Origin of the sequence: Streptomyces sp. R35 (assembly GCF_041053035.1) — a bacterium.
Classification (GTDB): Bacteria; Actinomycetota; Actinomycetes; order Streptomycetales; family Streptomycetaceae; genus Streptomyces; species Streptomyces lutosisoli.
Genome location: NZ_CP163440.1, coordinates 2,419,853 through 2,436,804, shown reverse-complemented (window position 1 = coordinate 2,436,804; position 16,952 = coordinate 2,419,853). Strand labels below are relative to the sequence as shown.

The following is a 16,952-nucleotide window of genomic DNA, read 5'->3' as shown; positions in this document are numbered from 1 at the left end:
TCCAGGGGTGGTGTGAAAGTCCCGCACAGCACCCCCTAGGCGAGCAACGCCTCGAAGTCGCCCTCGCGGGCTAGGCGTTCGAGTTCGTCCAGGGCGTTCTCGGCGGCGGCCGCGGCACGCGGATCGGTGGCCGCCAGGCCGCTCTCCGCGAACTCGTCCTCGTCCAGCCGCAGTACGGCCTTGCCGTCGGCCGAGCGCCACAGGTCCAGGTCCAGATCCTCGACGACCAGCTCGCCGCCGGAGACGGTGGCCGGACGGGTGATGTCGCAGTACCAGCCCTTCAGTACGCCCTCGGCGTCACGGACCTCCTTCACCGCGTACCAGCGGTCCCGCCAGTAGTACTCGGTGAAGACATCGCCCTGCTCGAACCGTACGAAGCCGAAGTCCCGTACGCCGTCGCCCGCCCACGGCGCGCGTACGGTCACACGGGTGCCGTCGTCGTCGAGCAGCTCGGCGGGGTAACGGATCTTCGTGCGGCCCGCCTTGACGAGGACGACCTCCAACATGGCCGGGGTGTCAGCCGAGTTCGCGGACATACTTCACCTCCGTGGCGCAGATCTCGTAACCGAACCACTTGTTGATCGCCAGCATCGGCCCGTTGCCGGAGTCGTTGCCCGTGAACGCCTCCGTGAAGCCGGCGGCGCGGGCGCGGTGCAGCGAGTCGTTCTTGGCGAGCTTGGCGAGGCCGCGGCCCCGGAAGGCGCGGGCGGTGCCCGTCATCACGGTGCCGTACCGGGTGCCGCCGTCGGTGCGGGCAGCGCTGAACGCGGCGGGGTGGCCGTCGACCACGGCGACCGAGGTCAGTTCGGCGCTGAAGAGAGGGTTGCGCCACGTTTCCGTCAGCCAGGCGTCGTAGTCCGTGAACTCGCGGTCGACGTCACTCGGTTCGTCGAGCAGCGTCTCCGCGTCCAGGCGGAACAGCGGGCGCGGATCGTCGGCGAAGTCCGCGGCGGTGCGCAGCTCCACACCGGGCGGCGGGGACTGGAGCGGCGGCAGGGTGCCGTTCGCCAGGTCGAGGCGGAGGAAGTGCGCGGAGCGGCTGGCGCGGTAGCCGTGCCTCTCCGCGAAGGCCCGGTTGCCGGGCTCGTCCAGGACCCAGGCGTGCAGCCTCGTCGCGCCGAGGGCGGCAAGGCGCTCCTCGGCGGCGCGCACCAGCAGCGCGCCCGCGCCGCGTCCCGTCCGCTTCGGGTGCACATAGACGTTGACGTACGCCTGGCCTGGCTCCGGGCTGTCATAGATGACGCCCACCTGTGCCGTGCCGATGAACTCGCCGTCCTCCTCGGCCAGCAGCGGCTGGTAGTGGGAGTCGGGGTGGGCGTGCTCCACGTCGTAGGCGATGGACTCGGGGGTGTACAGCATGAAGGGGAGGGCCAGATGACGGATGCGGGCGAAGCCCTCGGCGTCTGCCTGGCTTCCGCGGCGCAGCTCGCGAACGATCACTGTCATGGAGTCGCACGCTACGCGTGGGTTGTGTGCGGATGCCTCTCATTTTCCGGTGGGTACGGGACAATCGCTGCGTGACCCTGAAGATCCACATCGATGAGGGGGCCGCGCCGTACGAGCAGGTGCGCGCCCAGATTTCCGAGCAGGCCCGCTCCGGCGCACTGCCGGTCGGCTACAAGCTGCCCACGGTGCGCGGCCTCGCCGAGTCGCTCGGCCTCGCGGCCAACACCGTCGCCAAGGCGTACCGGGCCCTGGAGACGGACGGGGTGATCGAGACACGGGGCCGCAACGGAACGTTCGTGGCTGCCGCCGGCTCGGCCGCCGAGCGCGAGGCAGCGAGTGCCGCGCAGGCCTATGCCGAGAGGGCGCACCGCCTCGGCCTCACGGAGCCGGCCGCGCTCGACGCCGTACGGGATGCCCTGCGGGCGGCTTACGGGGACTAGGGGACTAGGGGGCGCTCAAGACGTCGGCACGCGACCCGGCGTGCGCGTCACCGTCAGGCCCGTTGCCGTTGCCGCACGGGCGAAGGCCATCGCGTCGTGGACCGCTGCCGCATACACGTCGTTGTTGAAGTACGCGTACACCTCGTCGTCGTCGGGCCAGGTTTCGGCGATGCGGTGGGCCCAGGTCGTCAGGGACTGCCGGCCGTAGCGCGGCCATTGCAGGGCGCGACCCTCGTGGAAGCGGAGGTAGCCCCAGTCGGTGGTCCGCCACAGTGGGGTGACCGGGCGGGCGAGTACGTCGGCCCAGCAGAGGGCGGCGCCCCGTGACTCCAGCACGGTGCGCACCTCCGGCGTCCACCAGGAGTCGTGGCGCGGTTCGACCGCGATCCGTGTGCCGGAGGGGAACCGGGCGAGGCAGTCGTCGAGGAGACCGGGGTCGCCGTGCAGGGTGGGCGGGAGCTGGAGCAGGACCGGGCCCAGACGGTCGCCCAGGCCCGCGGCATGCGTCATCAGGCGGTGCACCGGCTCCGCCGGGTCCCGCAGCCGCTTGATGTGGGTCAGATAGCGGCTCGCCTTGACGGCGACGACGAAGTCCGGCGGTGTGCGCTCCCGCCAGGCCGCGAAGGTCTCCCGCGACGGCAGCCGGTAGAAGGCGTTGTTGATCTCGACCGTGGCGAACCGCGCCGCGTACTCCTCCAGCCACAGCCGCAGGGGCAGCCCATCGGGGTACAGGACGCCGCGCCAGTCCTTGTACTGCCACCCCGACGTGCCGACGTACAGGGTCATACCTCCATCAAAGCACCGCTCGCGTGTGTCTGAGGAGCTGAGGAGCTACAGATCTCGCGTGCCCGGGGAGCTACAGATACAGTCCCGCGTCCGCGCCCTCCCGCTGGTCCGGTACGGACGTCGGAGTCGTCCCCCGGCGCAGCGCGTACAGCTCCGCCAGGGTCGCGCCCTCACGGGAGACGCCTTCCTCCGTGCCGAGCCAGCTGACCGCCTCGGGGCGGGTCAGCGGGCCGACCTCGATACGGGCGAGACAGCGGCCGGGGCGGACGACGGCGGGGTGGAGACGCTCCAGGTCCTCGTTCGTGGTGACGCCCACGAGGACGTTGCGGCCCTGGCCGAGCAGCCCGTCCGTGAGGTTGAGCAGCCGGGAGAGCGCCTGGCCCGCCGTGTGCTTGGCCTCGCCGCGGATCAGCTCGTCGCAGTCCTCAAGGAGGAGCAGACGCCAACGCCCCTTGCCCGTGCCGTCCTCCTCACCGATCGCGATGTCCATCAGATAGCCGACGTCCGAGAAGAGCCGCTCCGGATCGAGGACGCAGTCGACCTGGCACCAGTCGCGCCAGGAACGGGCCAGCGTGCGCAGGGCCGATGTCTTGCCCGTGCCTGGCGGTCCGTGCAACAGCAGCAGCCGGCCGGCGATGTCCTCCGGCGTCGTCTTCATCAGGTGGTCCATCGCGTCCGCCACCGGCGCCGTGTAGTTGGGGCGGATCTCCTCCCACGTACCCGCCGAGATCTGGCGTGTCGTACGGTGCGGGCCCCGGCGCGGGGACACGTACCAGAACCCCATCGTCACGTTCTCCGGCTGCGGCTCGGGCTCGTCGGCCGCGCCGTCCGTCGCCTGGTTCAGCACCTTCTCGGCCAGCTCCACACTGGTCGCGGTCACCGTGACATCGGCGCCGCGGTTCCAGCGGGACACCAGGAGGGTCCAGCCGTCGCCCTCGGCGAGCGTCGCGCTGCGGTCGTCGTCGCGCGCGGAGCGCAGCACACGGGCACCCGGCGGGAGCAGCGTCGCCCCGGACCGTACGCGGTCGATGTTCGCCGCGTGCGAGTGCGGCTGCTCGCCCGTCGCGAAGCGGCCGAGGAACAGCGCGTCGACGACGTCCGACGGTGAGTCGCTGTCGTCGACGTTGAGCCTGATCGGCAGAGCGTCGTGTGGGTTCGCAGACATGTCGCCATGATCCGTCACACGAGCGCCCCGTGCACCCGGTTTCCGCAGTGCGTCCCGTGTGTCGGATGTCGTCCGACGCTTCCGGTGTATCCCCTCCGTCCTGTTACAGGGCTGTGGTGTGACGAGATCTGTCCCACGGCCGATGCCCGCCGTTACTGTTGCCCATGATGGGACGTCATGGGTGGAATTCGGGGGCACGGCGGTGGCGGCTCACCGCGCTGCTCGGAGTCGGTGCGGCCGCTCTGGCCCTGGTGGTGACCTTGCTCAACACCCTGCCGGGCGACGGCGGGAGCACCGCGGGCACGACCCGCGACGGGGACAAGGTGCACGGCACACCGGTCACCCCGCCCGGCACGCCGCAGCCGGCGGTGGGCTGGGGCTTCACCCACACCCAGTTCAGCGCCGACGAGGGCAGCGACGCCGCCGTCGAGCGCGCCGAGGGGCTGCTGGAGAAGCAGTCGCTGCCGCAGAACCAGCACATCATGGGCTGGGGTGCCGGCAACCCCGAGCCGTCCAAGGGGCGTTACGACTTCTCCGAGATGGACCGCCGTATCGACTTCATCCGCAAGTCCGGCGGCACCCCGGTCGTCACCCTGTGCTGCTCCCCGGACTGGATGAAGGGCGGCAAGTCCGGCACCACCGACTGGAGTCAGTCCGCCCTGGAGACCGCCCCGGACCGCGCCCACTACAAGGACTTCGCCGCGCTCGCCGCGACCGTCGCCAAACGCTATCCGGACGTACGGCACTTCATCGTCTGGAACGAGTTCAAGGGCTTCTGGAACGACAGCGAGGCCCGCTGGGACTACGAGGGCTACACCGACCTCTACAACCTGGTCTACAAGGCGCTGAAGAAGGTCGACAAGGACATCATGGTGGGCGGTCCCTACCTGGTCATGGACAGCTTCGACCCGCGTCAGACGGAGAACGCGTCCACGACCCTGAAGGGCACCTGGGGCGCCATGGACCAGCGGGTCCTCGACGCCTTCGACTACTGGAACAAGAACAAGGCGGGCGCCGACTTCGTCGTCGTGGACGGCTCCAGCTACACGAACGACGACGACATGCTGCCCAATGAGTTCGCGGCCACCGACAAACTCACGGCCGTCGGCACCTGGGTGCGCGAGCAGACGCACGACCTGCCCCTGTGGTGGGCCGAGTACTACGTGGAACCGGCCGACGGCAACGACGACCGCAAGGGCTGGTCCGAGACCCACCGCGCCGCCGTCCAGGCCGCCGGAATGATCGCGATGGTCAAGGGCGGCGCCTCCTCCGGCTTCTACTGGAACCCGGAGGAGGAGAAGGGCACCGACTGCGCGGGCTGCCTGTGGACACCGACCGACAGCTCCGGCGGGGGGAAGGAGCTCCCCATGTACGGGCTGGTCTCCCGGTTCAGCAAGGAGTTCCCGCCCGGCACCACGTACCGGACGGTGTCGATCGCCGCGGACGACGTGCCCAACGTCCGCGTCCTGGCCACCGACAAGACCGTCCTCGTGATCAACATCCTCGACCGGTCGATCAGCGCGAAAGTGGACGGGAAGCGGTTCGAGATGGGGGCGTACGAGGTGAAGTGGCTGACGCGATAGACCGCGCAGGCCACTTCACCCGAACCACCCGCCCCACACCCGCACAGCGCTGCTCGCACAGCACCGCTCGTACTGCTTTCGCCCGCGCTACTTCATGGTCAGGAACCGCTGCACCATCGAGGCCAGCAGCACCGCCAGCAGCGGCAGCGAGAACCAGAAGCTGCTCTGCAGCCAGCGCAGTTGACGCACGCTCGGCCGCACCGCGACCCGTACGACCTCCCGTGCCGTCAGCAGCATGATGAGCGCGATCGCCGCCAGACCGCCGACCACCGACCACGGTGTCCAGGTGACCTGGGGCCCGATCGGGCCGGGTTCGGCCTTCGGGACCTTGCCCGCGGGCTGCTTGCGCAGCACGTACATCGTCACGTCGTCGTTGACGAGGACCTTCTTCAGCTCCGGCCGGTCGTCGAGGTTGGTGATCAGCCTCGACTCCCAGGTCGCCGAATAGCCCACGTCCATCTCCAGATAGACGACCTGACTGCGGTTGATCATCAGATACGAGTTCGGGCCCGCGTCCTTGAGCGCCTTGACGAGCCCGGACACCAGGACCGGGTCGGCGGGCGCCAGCGTGGGCACGTACTGCACCTTCTCCATGTCCTTGGCGCCCCACGGCATCGCGGGGGTCACATTGGCGATCGTGTCGTTGCTCAGCCAGAGCAGCCGTACGGTCGGATCGTCGTGCTCGTACACGTAGTTCATGGCCGCGACCTCGCCCGGCCTGATCCGCTCGAAGGCCTCGTTGCCCCAACGGGCCACCAGGAAGCCGCCCATGAGGAGCAGGCCCGCCATGAGAGCCGCGAGCGGGGCGAGGCTCACTCGGTCCTTCTCACGTTCCTTCGCGGTGACGCCGGTGCGCGGGAACAGGGCGAGTCCGGCCAGCAGGGCCGCGCCCGGGACGGCGAACATGAAGACCCGCAGGGCCATTTCGCCGCCGTACGACTGCATGCCGAAGCCCAGGAACGGCACGAAGGTGAGGACGAGCAGCGAGCGCTCGCGGTACTTGTGGTCGCGCCGCCGCCACCAGCCCCAGCAGGCGAAGGCCATGATGCCGCCGGCGAGCAGCACGCGCGTGTAGAGCACGAGCTTGTGCGTGGAACTGCCGCCCTGGATACGGCCGGAGACGGACGTCGACACATTGCTGCCCACGCCGCCGACACCGCCGAACAGGTCGTTGAAATGCCCCGACCAGTACGGCTCGGCCATGAAGCTGATCCAGACGGAGACCAGCACGGCGAACAGGATGGGCAGGCCGCGCAGTTCGGAGCGGCCGATGAGGACGAGGACCGCGAGGACGCCCAGCATCACGAACGGCGTGAGCTGGTGTGCCGGGACGGTGGCCGCGAACAGCCCTATCAGGATCACGAGGAGTACGGCCCGCTGGCGGCGGTCCGTCGGCTCGACCTCCGCCTCGCCGGGGCGCACCTTCGCCCACAGCACGCGCGGCGCCCGGAACCACACGAGCAGGATCGCCACGAAGGCCAGATAGAGCAGATACGTGAAGCCCTGCGGCGAGAAGTAGTCCTGGCCGACCCAGCTGCTCAGCGTGAAGATCCAGATGCCGGTCCACTTGGCCCGCCAGCTCGCCCGCATCGAGCGGACCAGGAGGAACATCGGTGCCAGGTAGAGAAGCTGGATCGTCAGCGGCCACCAGCGGATGACCTCGCTGAGGTCGGTGACTCCGCAGGCCTTCGCGACGAACGCGGCGGCGGCGAAGAAGCCGGGCCAGCTCCAGCGGGCGTCGAGGTCGGGGACCGCGGATCCTGTGCGGTCGATGTAGTCCAGGAAGCCGAGGTGCTGCCAGGCCGTGGCGAACCGTGGCTCTGTTTCGATCACCGCGGGGAGTGCGTGCAGGGAGACCACGGTGGCGAGCAGGGTGAAGAGCAGGAGGCCCTTGTGCTCGCTGTTCATCCAGAGGAGTGAGGCGAAGACCGTGACGAGGAGGGCTGCGCCGAGCAGGGTGGGCAGCGGGAGTATGGAGATGAGGCCGAGGCCGCCCATGCGGGCGAGGGAGCCGTCGTTGAGGCCCAGGGCCGGGACCCAGTAGAGGAGCAGGGCGGAGATCAGCAGGCAGCCGAGGACTACGCCCGGTTTGGACGGGTGCTGGAGGCGTTCGCGTAGGGATGGGTTCGTTGTTGGCTGCGGGTCGGTGGGGGCTGGTCGCGCAGTTCCCCGCGCCCCTGAGGGGGCGCTGTCCTTGCCCTCCGCCTCAAAGGGAGCGTCGATTTCCGGGGCCTCCGACGGGCCCAGTGATGCCTCCGAGCCCGGTTCCCTCGCCTCGACCGGCAGGCCTACGGACGGTTGCTTCTGCGCCCAGGTCGGGCGTCGTACCGCTGGAGTTCCCGCCGGGGGTGTGCCCGGTCCCGGGCGGACGTCCGGCCGGCGTTCCAGGTGGTCGAAGTCGACGTGGATGCCGAGCGCGAGGGTGTCGGCGTCCAGCTTCTTCGCCCAGGTGGGGCCGGTCTTCGTCGTGGGCGTCTCGCGTGCCCCCAGGTCGGCGAGGTCGCCGTCCGGTGCCGCGTCCTCGGGGACCTCGGCGGGCGGTGCGGCGCGCACGATCTTGTACAGCCTGGGCGCGGCGATCGTCACGATCACCGCGAGGCTGGAGATCTCGGCGACGCCCGCTCCGGTCAGGCCCATGCGGGGCAGCAGGATCACCGTCAGACCGAGCACGAGGACGCACAACAGGCCTTGCAGATAGGCGAGTCCGGAGGTGCGGCTCTGGGCGCGCAGCACCGCGAAGTACGTCTCCATGACGACCCGCAGCAGCGCGCCGACGGCGAACCAGCGCAGCAGCGGGGTCGCCGCGTGCGCGTAGCCGTCGCCGAAGACGTGCAGGATGAACGGAGCGCCGAGGAACAGCAGCCCGCACACCGGCAGCATGATCCGCGCCATCCGCTTGAGCGCGGCCCGCGTGTTGGCGGCCAGGCGTGCCGGGTCGTGCGAGCCCTCGACGGTCAGCGAGGCGCCCATGTTGATGGCGAGCAGGTTGACCGTGCCGCCGATGGTGGTGGTGATGTAGAAGTACGCGTTGTCGGTGGAGCTGACCTGCGAGGCGACGATCACCGGGACGAGGTAGACCACGGCGAGCGAGAAGAGGGAGCCGGTGTAGTCGCCGGCGAGGAAGCGTCCGATCTCCTTGACCGAGGGCGGTTTCGCGTGGTCCTCGGTCGCCTTGATGTGCCGGGGGACCAGGCGCCGGAAGACCAGCAGCCCCAGCGGCACCACCGACAGGGCGATCGCGGCGATCCAGGAGACGAACACACCCGTCGTGGGGATCGCGGCGGCGAGGCCGATCAGCAGCACCAGCTTCACCGCGGAGAACACCGTGTTGCCCACCGGCACCCACAGCGCGCTGCGCAGCCCGGTCAGCACCCCGTCCTGGAGCGTCAGCACCGACCAGGCGACGACCGCGAGGATGAACCCGAGGCCGTTGAGCGGTCCGTGCAGGAAGCGGTACGAGGGTCCCCACAGGTTCAGGGTGAGCAGGAACAGCACGGCGGCGGACGCCACGACCACCGAACTGCCCGCGTACGTACGGAAGATGAGGCGTCCGGTGGCGCGCCCGGCGACGGGGATGAAGCGGGCCAGGGCGCCCGTCAGGGTCACCGCGGTGAGACCCGCGAGGAGCTTCATCGCGGCGATCGCGGCGGAGCCCTGACCGACCGCCGACTCGGAGTAGTAGCGGGCTGCGACCAGCCAGTACCCGAGCCCGAGCACCGCGGAGATCCCGGTGTTGAGCATCAGGGCGTAGGCGTTGCGGAACAGCTGGTTGCCCCCTCCGGCCCCCTTGCGGCCCCTGCCGGGCAGCCGGAGACGGCGGCCCGGCTGCTTCTCGGGTGCCTCGGTCGTGGGCGTGGAAGCCTGGGTTGTGGTCGTCGTGTCAGACACGGGAAAGGATGGCCTTCCGGCGGACCTGTCGTGCTCTTCGGACCACGGCATACCCCTTGGTGAGGGCGCGGTCCCGGGCGAAGTTGCGGGCGATCGCACGGCCTTCGACCAGCCGCTCGAACTCCTCGATACCGGTGCTGCGGCGCACGGTGACGCGTTGCAGGGCGTACGGTCCCTGCCGGCGCCGCGCCAGGCCGTTGCCGACGGCGAGCGACTGGGCGAACCCCGCCTCGCGCACCGTACGGCGCACCCGGCGGCTGGAGTAGCCGTACGGGTACGCGAACGAGACGGGGCGGGCGCCCAGTTCGCCGGCGATGATGTCCTTGCAGCGCAGCAGCTCGAACCAGAGCGTGTCGTCGGTGAGCTGGTCCAGCTGCGGGTGGGTGTGGCTGTGCCCGCCGATCTCCACCTGGGCCTCGGCGAGCTCGCGCACCTGGTCCCAGTCCAGCATCGTGTCGAGGCCGCCCCCGGTGTCGTGCGCGCCCTTGATCCACCCCGTCGAGACGAACAGCGTGGAGGCGAAGCCGCGCTTGGCGAGCTCGGACAGCCCGTGCCGGTGCACGCCCTCGTAGCCGTCGTCGAAGGTGATGAGGACGGGCCGGGCGGGCAGCGGGCCGCCCGAGCGCCAACTCGTCGCCAGCCGCGCCGTGTCGACCGGGGTGAATCCCCGGTCGTCCAGCAGCGCCATCTGCTCGGCGAACGCCTCCGGCGCGACGGACAGTGCCCTCGTCGCGTCGTTCGGCGAGCGTGCGATCGAGTGGTACATCAAGATCGGCACGGGTTCGCTCATGCTGCCGCCCCCTCGTCGCCCCGGACCCCCTCGATCTCCACCACGGAGAATGTGGCCCCACCCCTGCGTGCCCGGACGCTCCCGAGAACGTACCCGCCCGCCGCCGTCAGAACCCCGGCGACGATGGCGCCCGCACGGCCCGCGCCGCCCGGGCGGGCCAGTGCCGCGTCCCGCAGTCCGCGCAGGATCCCGGCGGGCAGGACACGGGTCGTGTAGCGGCGCTCCGACTCCAGTCCCTTGTCGGAGCCGACGCTTCGGGCGACGAGTGCCTTGGACAGACCCTCGGCGTACGCGCGCGTGCGGAAGTACCCGAAGTGCTCGCGCGCTTCGGGCACCCGGTGGTGGATGACCGCCCGGTCGTCGATCAGCAGGATCGCGTCCGGTCTGGCGCGGGTGAGGCGGATGCACAGCTCCGTCTCCTCGCAGCCCAGCGGGCGCTTGTCGCCGTCGCGGCCGATGCCGGTCGCGAAGCCGCCCGCCGCGTCGAACGCCGTACGACGGAAAGAGGCGTTTCCGCCGAGGACGTTGCGGACCTCGACCCGGCCCGGCGGCAGCCCTTTATAGGTGCAGCCCACCACCCAGTCGAACTCCTCGGGGAACCAGACCGGGCGCCGGCCCGACGCCCAGATCGGCATCGTACGGCCGCCGACGGCCATGACCCGCGGGTCCGCGTACCCCGCGGCGAAGTGCCGCAGCCAGTCCCGCTCGGCCACGGCGTCGTCGTCGAGGAACGCGATGATCTCGCCGCGCGCGACGGCGATCCCGGTGTTGCGGCCCGCGGACAGACCGCGGGGGCCCGCGTTGGCGAGCACCCGCACCGCGTCGGTCTCCTTGTACTCCCTGGTCAGCCGCTCCAGGAGCGTGGCGTTGTGGTCCACGACCAGGAGCGTCTCCAGAGCGGGCAGGGACTGCGTCCGCACCGAGGAGACCGCCGCGAGGATGTCCTCCCAGCGGTCCTCGGTGTAGACGCAGACGACCACCGAGATGCGCGCGATGTCCGGCTCGCTCAAGACACCTCTCCCTGGCCCGAGTTGATCTGGGCGGCGTGCGGCCTGCGGCGCAGCGCGCGCCGGTTGGACCGCTCCTTGAGGATCACCTTGAGCACCCGGAACCCGTCCCGGACGGCGCGCAGATTGCTGGTGCCGTGGATGCGGAGGTACTCGTGGCTGGGGATCTCCTGCACCTTGAGGCCTGCCTTGACGACCCGGATGTTCATCAGGGTCTCGACCTCGAAGCCGGTGCAGTCGAGGTCGATCTTGTCGAGGCAGTGCCGCCAGAACGCGTTGTATCCATAGCAGAGGTCGGTGTAGCGGGCGCCGAACTTGGCGTTGACGGCCGCGCACAGCACGCGGTTGCCGAGCTTGCGGATCGGCGTCATGTCGGACGTGCCGCCACCGTTGGCGAAGCGGGAGCCTTTGGCGAAGTCCGCCCCGGACACCAGTGCGGAGACGTACGACACGATCTCGTGGCCGTCGGCCGAGCCGTCCGCGTCGACCATCACGATGATGTCGCCGGTGCACGCCTCGAATCCGGTGATCAGGGCATCTCCTTTGCCCTTTCCGCGCTGCTCGACGACCTTGACGTCGGGCCACAGTTCGCGGGCCACTTCGACGGTGTTGTCGGTGGAATTGCCATCGACAAGAACCACTTCGTGTATCCAGCCGGGAAGGGTCTTGAAGACGTACGGGAGATTCTCGGCCTCATTCATGGCGGGAATCACGACGCTCACCGGCGGTGCAATGGCCAGGTGAGAGGAGATCGGCCGGTACTTGCCGGCCATTAACGGATCATCGCCCGAAACGGCTGGGCGCAGGACGGAACTCATGAGTCTGGTCCCTCTCGTCCGGTGGACCGCCCGCCCCTGGGCAGTCCGGCTCTTTGTCCGGTTCGAAAGGGGGGTTCTCACTTACGGCATGACGAAATGGATCTCCGTGCCTGCCGGGTGAGCTGGCAAATCTGGCCGGCTTTCGGAAAAGCGGAAACCGGTCGCGCGGCACGACTCGGCACAGTTGTGGTCACCGAGCACGGCACCCCCCTACCGCGCCCCGCGCCGGGCCTCCATCGCGATCTTGAGCCCTCCCCTAGATCGCATTTGCATGATGGACCGATGCGGGTGAGATGTACGACGGTATTGATGAATGAGACTGTATGGCAAGACCTGGAACGAGCCCTCACGTTTTTGTTGGTTTGGCCGTTACCTAATGACTCGAACGGATTTTCCTCATCCGTTTGAGGACCTTTTCGGCAGGCTCGAAGAGCTCCGGCCGCGCAGCCGTCGTCCCCCCACCAGCAGCAGAATGAGGCAGCTGATCACGGTCACGGCCGTGACGCCGCCGCTGACCGACCACCTGTGCACGGCGAGCATGCCCTGGGCCACCAGCATGTCGACCGCGACCGCGCCCGCGACCGACGCCAGGACACGGCCGAAGGGTTCCAGCCCGCGCAGCGCGGCCGCGATGGCGACCGACGGCGCCGCGAGCAGGAAGAACAACGTGAACGGGCCGCGCAGCGGTGAGTCCACGTCGGCGAGCGCGAGGATCGCGCCGACCACCGCGACCACGGTCGCGGCACCCGCGAGCAGCGGCAGCAGATCCCTCCCGGGCTCCTGTCCTGGCCGCTCCGGGCTGTCTGATGAAGGTGTCTTGATACGTATGGTCTGCATTGGCGACTTTGCCCCCCAGCGCGCCGGATGCCGGGCCTCAATGTCGCGCAGCGGGCCGGGGGCCGTCAAGGTGCGGAAGCTGGTCATAGCAGTTCATGGGGGACTTCAAACACGCGTTCCCCGGAGGCGCCGGCTGCCTCCGGGGAACTGCCTTTCAGGTCAAGCGAGTTGACGTGTTACGAGACGATCTTGAGGAGCTTGTTCGGCGAACCGGTACCCGCGCTGGTGACCACGCCCGAGGTCGCGCCGTTCACCAGGGCCGTGGCGACCTGGGCCGGGGTGGCCGAGGTGTGGCCCGCGAGGTAGACGGCTGCCGCGCCCGCGACGTGCGGGGTGGCCATCGACGTACCGGAGAGTGTCGCGGTGGCGGTGTCGCTGGTGTTGTAGCCCGCCAGGATCGAGACGCCCGGGGCGAAGATGTCGAGCACCGAGCCGTAGTTGGACCAGCTCGCCTTCGCGTCCGTGCTGCTGGTGGCGCCGACCGTGATCGCGGTGGAGACCCGGGCGGGGGAGTACGAGGAGGCGTTGGCCCCGCTGTTGCCCGCCGCGATCGCGTAGGTGACGCCGCTGGCGATGGAGTTCGCCACGGCGGTGTCCAGCGAGGTGGAGGCGGAGCCGCCGAGTGACATGTTGGCGACCGCCGGGGTGGTGTGGTTCGCCGTCACCCAGTCGATGCCGGCGATGACGCCCGCGGTGGTGCCGGAGCCGCTGTTGTCGAGCACCCGTACGGCCACGATGTTCGCCTTCTTGGCGACACCGTAGGTCGTGCCCGCGATGGTGGTGGCCACATGGGTGCCGTGACCGTTGCCGTCCGAGGCGGTGGTGTCGCCGTCCACGGCGTCATAGCCGTACGAGGCCCGGCCGCTGATCTGCGAGTGCGTGATGCGCACGCCGGTGTCGATGACGTACGCCGTCACGCCGCTGCCCGCCGTGTCCGGGTAGGTGTATGTGCCGGACAGCGGCAGCGCCGCCTGGTCGATGCGGTCCAGGCCCCAGGGGGCGCTGGACTGTGTGGTGTCGGTCAGGTGCACCGTCTGGTTCTGCTCGACGGAGGCCACCGCCGGGTCGGCGGCCAGTCTCCTGGCCTCGGTGGCCGAGAGGTTGGCCGTGTAGCCGTTCAGCGCGGTACCGAACGTCTTCTTCACCGTGCCGCCGTACTCGTTGATCAGGCCCTTGCCCGCGCTCGACGCGGCCTTGAAGCCGGCGCCCTTCTTGAGCGTCACGATGTAGCTGCCCTTGATCGCTGTGGGGGAGCCGGCGGCGAGCACCTTGCCCTCGGCCGGGACGGCCTGGGCGGGGAGTGCGGTGAATCCGCCCAGAAGGGCGGCGGTCGCCACGGAGGTGATGGCGGCGATCCGGATCTTCTTGCTGCGCAGCTGTGCCATTACGAGGGAGTCCTCCTCAAGGCGGCGCACGCGTGAGTGGCGCGCGCTGTGGGGGTGCGCGAAGGGTCGTGCGCACGGCCCCGGAGCGTTGCGTTCCCCCCCAGGGCCGAGTAAAGAGTCGGTCATGAACGGGTGTTGCTCAAGGGAGTTGACGCCTTGTCACGGACCTGTCATGGACACGCAATCGAACCCACGGGTAACGCACAGGGTCGACTCCGGTAAGTGCCCAAAAGTCTTGGCATGGACACTTCCTGTCAACACGCGTAGCTGGTACGAAAGTTGTGGCAGAGATCCTGCTAAAGGGAGGTTCCATGAGACGTTCCCGAATTACGGCATACGTGACCTCACTCCTCCTCGCCGTCGGCCTCGCCCTCACCGGGGCGGCGACGGCGCAGGCGTCCGGGGCCGCCGCGGCCACCGGCTATGTGGCCCTCGGCGACTCCTACTCCTCCGGTGTCGGTGCGGGCAGTTACATCAGTTCCAGCGGCGACTGCAAGCGCAGCACGAAGGCCTACCCCTACCTCTGGGCAGCCGCCCACTCACCCTCGTCGTTCGACTTCACCGCCTGCTCCGGCGCTCGTACGGGTGATGTCACGGCGAACCAACTGGGCCCGCTCAGCTCCTCCACCGGCCTGGTGTCCATCAGCATCGGCGGCAACGACGCGGGCTTCTCCGACGTCATGACGACGTGTGTGCTCCAGTCCGAGAGCACCTGCCTCGCACGGATCGCCACCGCGAAGGCATACGTCGACTCGACGCTCCCCGGCCAACTCGACACCGTCTACTCGGCGATCAGCGCGAAGGCCCCGGCCGCCCATGTGGTCGTGCTGGGCTACCCCCGGTTCTACAAGCTGAGCGGCTCCTGCGTGGCAGGCCTCTCGGACACCAAGCGGGCCGCGATCAACGGCGCGGCCGACTACCTGGACAGCGCCATCGCCAAGCGCGCCGCCGACCACGGATTCACCTTCGGCGACGTCAGGGGCACCTTCACCGGTCACGAGATCTGCTCGGGCGACGCCTGGCTGCACAGCCTCAACTGGCTGAACATCGGCGAGTCGTACCACCCGACCGCGTCCGGCCACTCCGGCGGCTATCTGCCCGTCTTCACCGGCGTGGCCTGATCACCTTTCTACGGTGATGTGGAAGCGGAGGCCCCGTCCGTCGGGGTCTCCGTCGCGCAAGTGATCGAGAACGGCACGGAGTTGGACGTCGAGTGCACCGGGGACCGGACCTCGACACTGATCTCGTTCTGGAAGGTCCCGCTCGTGTCGTACGTCGTCGCCACGACCGTCTTCTGCTGCGTCCTGCCGCCGTTCGCCGGGAACGAGAGCGTCTTCCAGCCCGGATCGGTCACGTCACCGGTCTTCGTCACCCAGCGGTACTCGACGTCCACCGGCACGCGGCCCACCGTGAACGTCGCGGTGAAGGAGGGCGCCTGGGCGGCGGGCGGCGGGCAGGCACCGGAGTAGTCGGTGCGCTGACCTGTGACCGTCACGCTCACCGACTGCGCCGGCGGAGTGGTGGTCTTCTGGCCGCCACCGGGGGCGCTGGTGGGCGGACTTCCGCCGGTCGCGCCGGCGCTGCCGGTCCCGCTGTCGCTGTGTCCCGTGCTCGAACTCCCGCCGACAGCATCGTCGTTGGAGCCGCTGCTGCTGTTGGTGTTGTTGCCCTGACCGCCGTTTCCGCTGTCGCGGTTCAGCAGGGCGTACGTCAGTCCGGCGAGGGCGAGAGCGACCGCGACCAGGCCCGCGATCAGGACGACGGCGGCGCGGCGGTTGCGGGCGGGCTCGGGCGGCCTGGCCGACGACGGAGTCCTGGCCGTCGGATCGTACGGTCCGGGGGGACCCGTGGGCACCGGCGGTCCCGATGGCCCCGTCCGAGGCTGGCCGAACGCGGCGAGCGTCGCTGCGTCGGGGGTCGGGGGTACCGGGCCCAGGGGTGCGGTGGGTGTGGTGCCGCCCGCGGCCACGAGCCGCAGATCGCGCTCGGCCTGCTCGGCGCTCGTCCGTTCGGCCGGATCCTTGGCGAGCAGCCCCTCGATGACCGGGGCGAGAGGCCCCGCACGGCGCGGTGTCGGCAGCGGCTCGTCGACGATGGCCCGCAGCGTGCTCAGCGGAGTGTTCTGGCGGAAGGGCGAGTTGCCCTCCACCGCCGCGTACAGGAGCACGCCGAGCGACCACAGGTCCGACTCGGGCCCCGGCGTGCGGCCCAACGCCCGCTCCGGAGCGAGGAATTCGGGCGAACCGATGACCTCGCCGGTCATGGTCAGCGCGGAACTGCCCTCGACCATCGCGATACCGAAGTCCGTGAGGACGATCCGCCCGTCGTTCGAGATCAGGACATTGCCCGGTTTCACATCGCGGTGCAGGACACCCGCCTCGTGCGCGGCACGCAGCGCGGCGAGCACCTCGGCACCGATGTGCGCGGCACGCCGCGGCGGCAACGGGCCCTCGGCGTCCAGCAGATCGGAGAGGGCGAGCCCACGGACCAGCTCCATCACGATCCACGGGCGGCCGTCCTCGGCGGCCACGTCGTACACCGTCACCACATTGCGGTTCGAGATACGGGCGGCCGCCCACGCCTCCCGTTCCAGGCGCGCGTACATCCGCTCGACCTCGTGCGCCGGAAGCCCGGCCGGGGCGCGGACCTCCTTCACCGCGACCTCGCGCTGCAACACCTCGTCTCGGGCGCGCCACACCGTTCCCATGCCACCCTCGCCCAAGGGCGACAGAAGGCGGTAGCGCCCCGCGATCACACGTTCACTGCCCGGATCTTCGGACACGTGCGTCCCCCATTCGCATCCGCGC

General features: G+C 69.7%; 14 protein-coding genes. 3 read left to right on the top strand and 11 right to left on the bottom strand.

Annotated elements, in window-relative coordinates; all coding sequences use genetic code 11:
• Positions 1 to 35: 35 nt before the first annotated feature.
• Positions 36 to 536, bottom strand: a complete 501-nt coding sequence (locus tag AB5J50_RS11375) for a DUF402 domain-containing protein (RefSeq protein ID WP_369257210.1) — start codon at positions 534 to 536, stop codon at positions 36 to 38.
• Positions 517 to 1,446 (bottom strand): GNAT family N-acetyltransferase, encoded by a 930-nt coding sequence (locus AB5J50_RS11370; RefSeq protein ID WP_369257208.1) that lies wholly within the window; start codon positions 1,444 to 1,446, stop codon positions 517 to 519. Before AB5J50_RS11370 ends, AB5J50_RS11375 begins: the two co-directional genes overlap by 20 nt.
• 71 nt (positions 1,447 to 1,517) lie before the next feature.
• On the opposite strand from AB5J50_RS11370, the gene AB5J50_RS11365 reads away from it, so the two are divergent.
• Complete coding sequence (locus AB5J50_RS11365; RefSeq protein ID WP_369257206.1) at positions 1,518 to 1,886, top strand: GntR family transcriptional regulator; 369 nt, start codon at positions 1,518 to 1,520, stop codon at positions 1,884 to 1,886.
• A 15-nt stretch (positions 1,887 to 1,901) separates the two neighbouring features.
• Here the strand turns inward: AB5J50_RS11365 and AB5J50_RS11360 are convergent, their stop codons facing one another.
• Together AB5J50_RS11360 and AB5J50_RS11355 are read right to left on the bottom strand one after the other, a co-directional pair.
• Positions 1,902 to 2,672, bottom strand: a complete 771-nt coding sequence (locus tag AB5J50_RS11360) for a DUF72 domain-containing protein (protein ID WP_327427587.1) — start codon at positions 2,670 to 2,672, stop codon at positions 1,902 to 1,904.
• Between the two features lie 70 nt (positions 2,673 to 2,742).
• The gene (locus AB5J50_RS11355) at positions 2,743 to 3,855 is read right to left on the bottom strand and encodes a DUF5925 domain-containing protein (RefSeq protein WP_369257204.1); all 1,113 of its coding nucleotides are present in this window, start codon (positions 3,853 to 3,855) and stop codon (positions 2,743 to 2,745) included.
• 149 nt (positions 3,856 to 4,004) lie between these two features.
• Between AB5J50_RS11355 and AB5J50_RS11350 the strand changes: the two genes are divergently transcribed.
• Complete coding sequence (locus AB5J50_RS11350; protein WP_369257202.1) at positions 4,005 to 5,420, top strand: xylan 1,4-beta-xylosidase; 1,416 nt, start codon at positions 4,005 to 4,007, stop codon at positions 5,418 to 5,420.
• A gap of 87 nt (positions 5,421 to 5,507) precedes the next feature.
• Here AB5J50_RS11350 and AB5J50_RS11345 read toward each other — a convergent pair whose 3' ends face one another.
• From AB5J50_RS11345 to AB5J50_RS11320, 6 genes are all read right to left on the bottom strand, one after another.
• Positions 5,508 to 9,308, bottom strand: a complete 3,801-nt coding sequence (locus tag AB5J50_RS11345) for a lipopolysaccharide biosynthesis protein (RefSeq protein WP_369257200.1) — start codon at positions 9,306 to 9,308, stop codon at positions 5,508 to 5,510.
• A complete protein-coding gene (locus AB5J50_RS11340; RefSeq protein WP_369257198.1) occupies positions 9,301 to 10,098 on the bottom strand; it encodes a polysaccharide deacetylase family protein in 798 nt (265 codons plus the stop codon). The genes AB5J50_RS11345 and AB5J50_RS11340 overlap by 8 nt, the downstream gene beginning before the upstream one ends.
• A complete protein-coding gene (locus AB5J50_RS11335) occupies positions 10,095 to 11,108 on the bottom strand; it encodes a glycosyltransferase family 2 protein (protein WP_327427582.1) in 1,014 nt (337 codons plus the stop codon). The genes AB5J50_RS11340 and AB5J50_RS11335 overlap by 4 nt, the downstream gene beginning before the upstream one ends.
• Complete coding sequence (locus AB5J50_RS11330; protein WP_369257196.1) at positions 11,105 to 11,923, bottom strand: glycosyltransferase family 2 protein; 819 nt, start codon at positions 11,921 to 11,923, stop codon at positions 11,105 to 11,107. Before AB5J50_RS11330 ends, AB5J50_RS11335 begins: the two co-directional genes overlap by 4 nt.
• Before the next feature lie 396 nt (positions 11,924 to 12,319).
• The gene (locus AB5J50_RS11325; RefSeq protein WP_369257194.1) at positions 12,320 to 12,760 is read right to left on the bottom strand and encodes a hypothetical protein; all 441 of its coding nucleotides are present in this window, start codon (positions 12,758 to 12,760) and stop codon (positions 12,320 to 12,322) included.
• 176 nt (positions 12,761 to 12,936) lie between these two features.
• Positions 12,937 to 14,145: a S8 family peptidase gene (locus AB5J50_RS11320; RefSeq protein WP_369257192.1), complete on the bottom strand. Its 1,209-nt coding sequence runs from the start codon at positions 14,143 to 14,145 to the stop codon at positions 12,937 to 12,939.
• A gap of 311 nt (positions 14,146 to 14,456) precedes the next feature.
• On the opposite strand from AB5J50_RS11320, the gene AB5J50_RS11315 reads away from it, so the two are divergent.
• Entirely contained in the window at positions 14,457 to 15,266 is an 810-nt protein-coding gene (locus tag AB5J50_RS11315; RefSeq protein WP_369257190.1) for an SGNH/GDSL hydrolase family protein, read from the top strand.
• 8 nt (positions 15,267 to 15,274) lie between these two features.
• On the opposite strand, the gene AB5J50_RS11310 is transcribed toward AB5J50_RS11315, so the two are convergent.
• Positions 15,275 to 16,927 (bottom strand): serine/threonine-protein kinase, encoded by a 1,653-nt coding sequence (locus tag AB5J50_RS11310; protein ID WP_369257188.1) that lies wholly within the window; start codon positions 16,925 to 16,927, stop codon positions 15,275 to 15,277.
• Positions 16,928 to 16,952 lie beyond the last annotated feature (25 nt).

Bases quoted from the DNA above. Each gene is read 5' to 3' on its own strand.
- AB5J50_RS11320 (WP_369257192.1), bottom strand. From the start codon at position 14,145: ATGGCACAGCTGCGCAGCAAGAAGATCCGGATCGCCGCCATCACCTCC.
- AB5J50_RS11375 (WP_369257210.1), bottom strand. From the start codon at position 536: ATGTCCGCGAACTCGGCTGACACCCCGGCCATGTTGGAGGTCGTCCTC.
- AB5J50_RS11340 (WP_369257198.1), bottom strand. From the start codon at position 10,098: ATGAGCGAACCCGTGCCGATCTTGATGTACCACTCGATCGCACGCTCG.
- AB5J50_RS11325 (WP_369257194.1), bottom strand. From the start codon at position 12,760: ATGCAGACCATACGTATCAAGACACCTTCATCAGACAGCCCGGAGCGG.
- AB5J50_RS11370 (WP_369257208.1), bottom strand. From the start codon at position 1,446: ATGACAGTGATCGTTCGCGAGCTGCGCCGCGGAAGCCAGGCAGACGCC.
- AB5J50_RS11315 (WP_369257190.1), top strand. From the start codon at position 14,457: ATGAGACGTTCCCGAATTACGGCATACGTGACCTCACTCCTCCTCGCC.
- AB5J50_RS11350 (WP_369257202.1), top strand. From the start codon at position 4,005: ATGGGACGTCATGGGTGGAATTCGGGGGCACGGCGGTGGCGGCTCACC.
- AB5J50_RS11330 (WP_369257196.1), bottom strand. From the start codon at position 11,923: ATGAGTTCCGTCCTGCGCCCAGCCGTTTCGGGCGATGATCCGTTAATG.
- AB5J50_RS11360 (WP_327427587.1), bottom strand. From the start codon at position 2,672: ATGACCCTGTACGTCGGCACGTCGGGGTGGCAGTACAAGGACTGGCGC.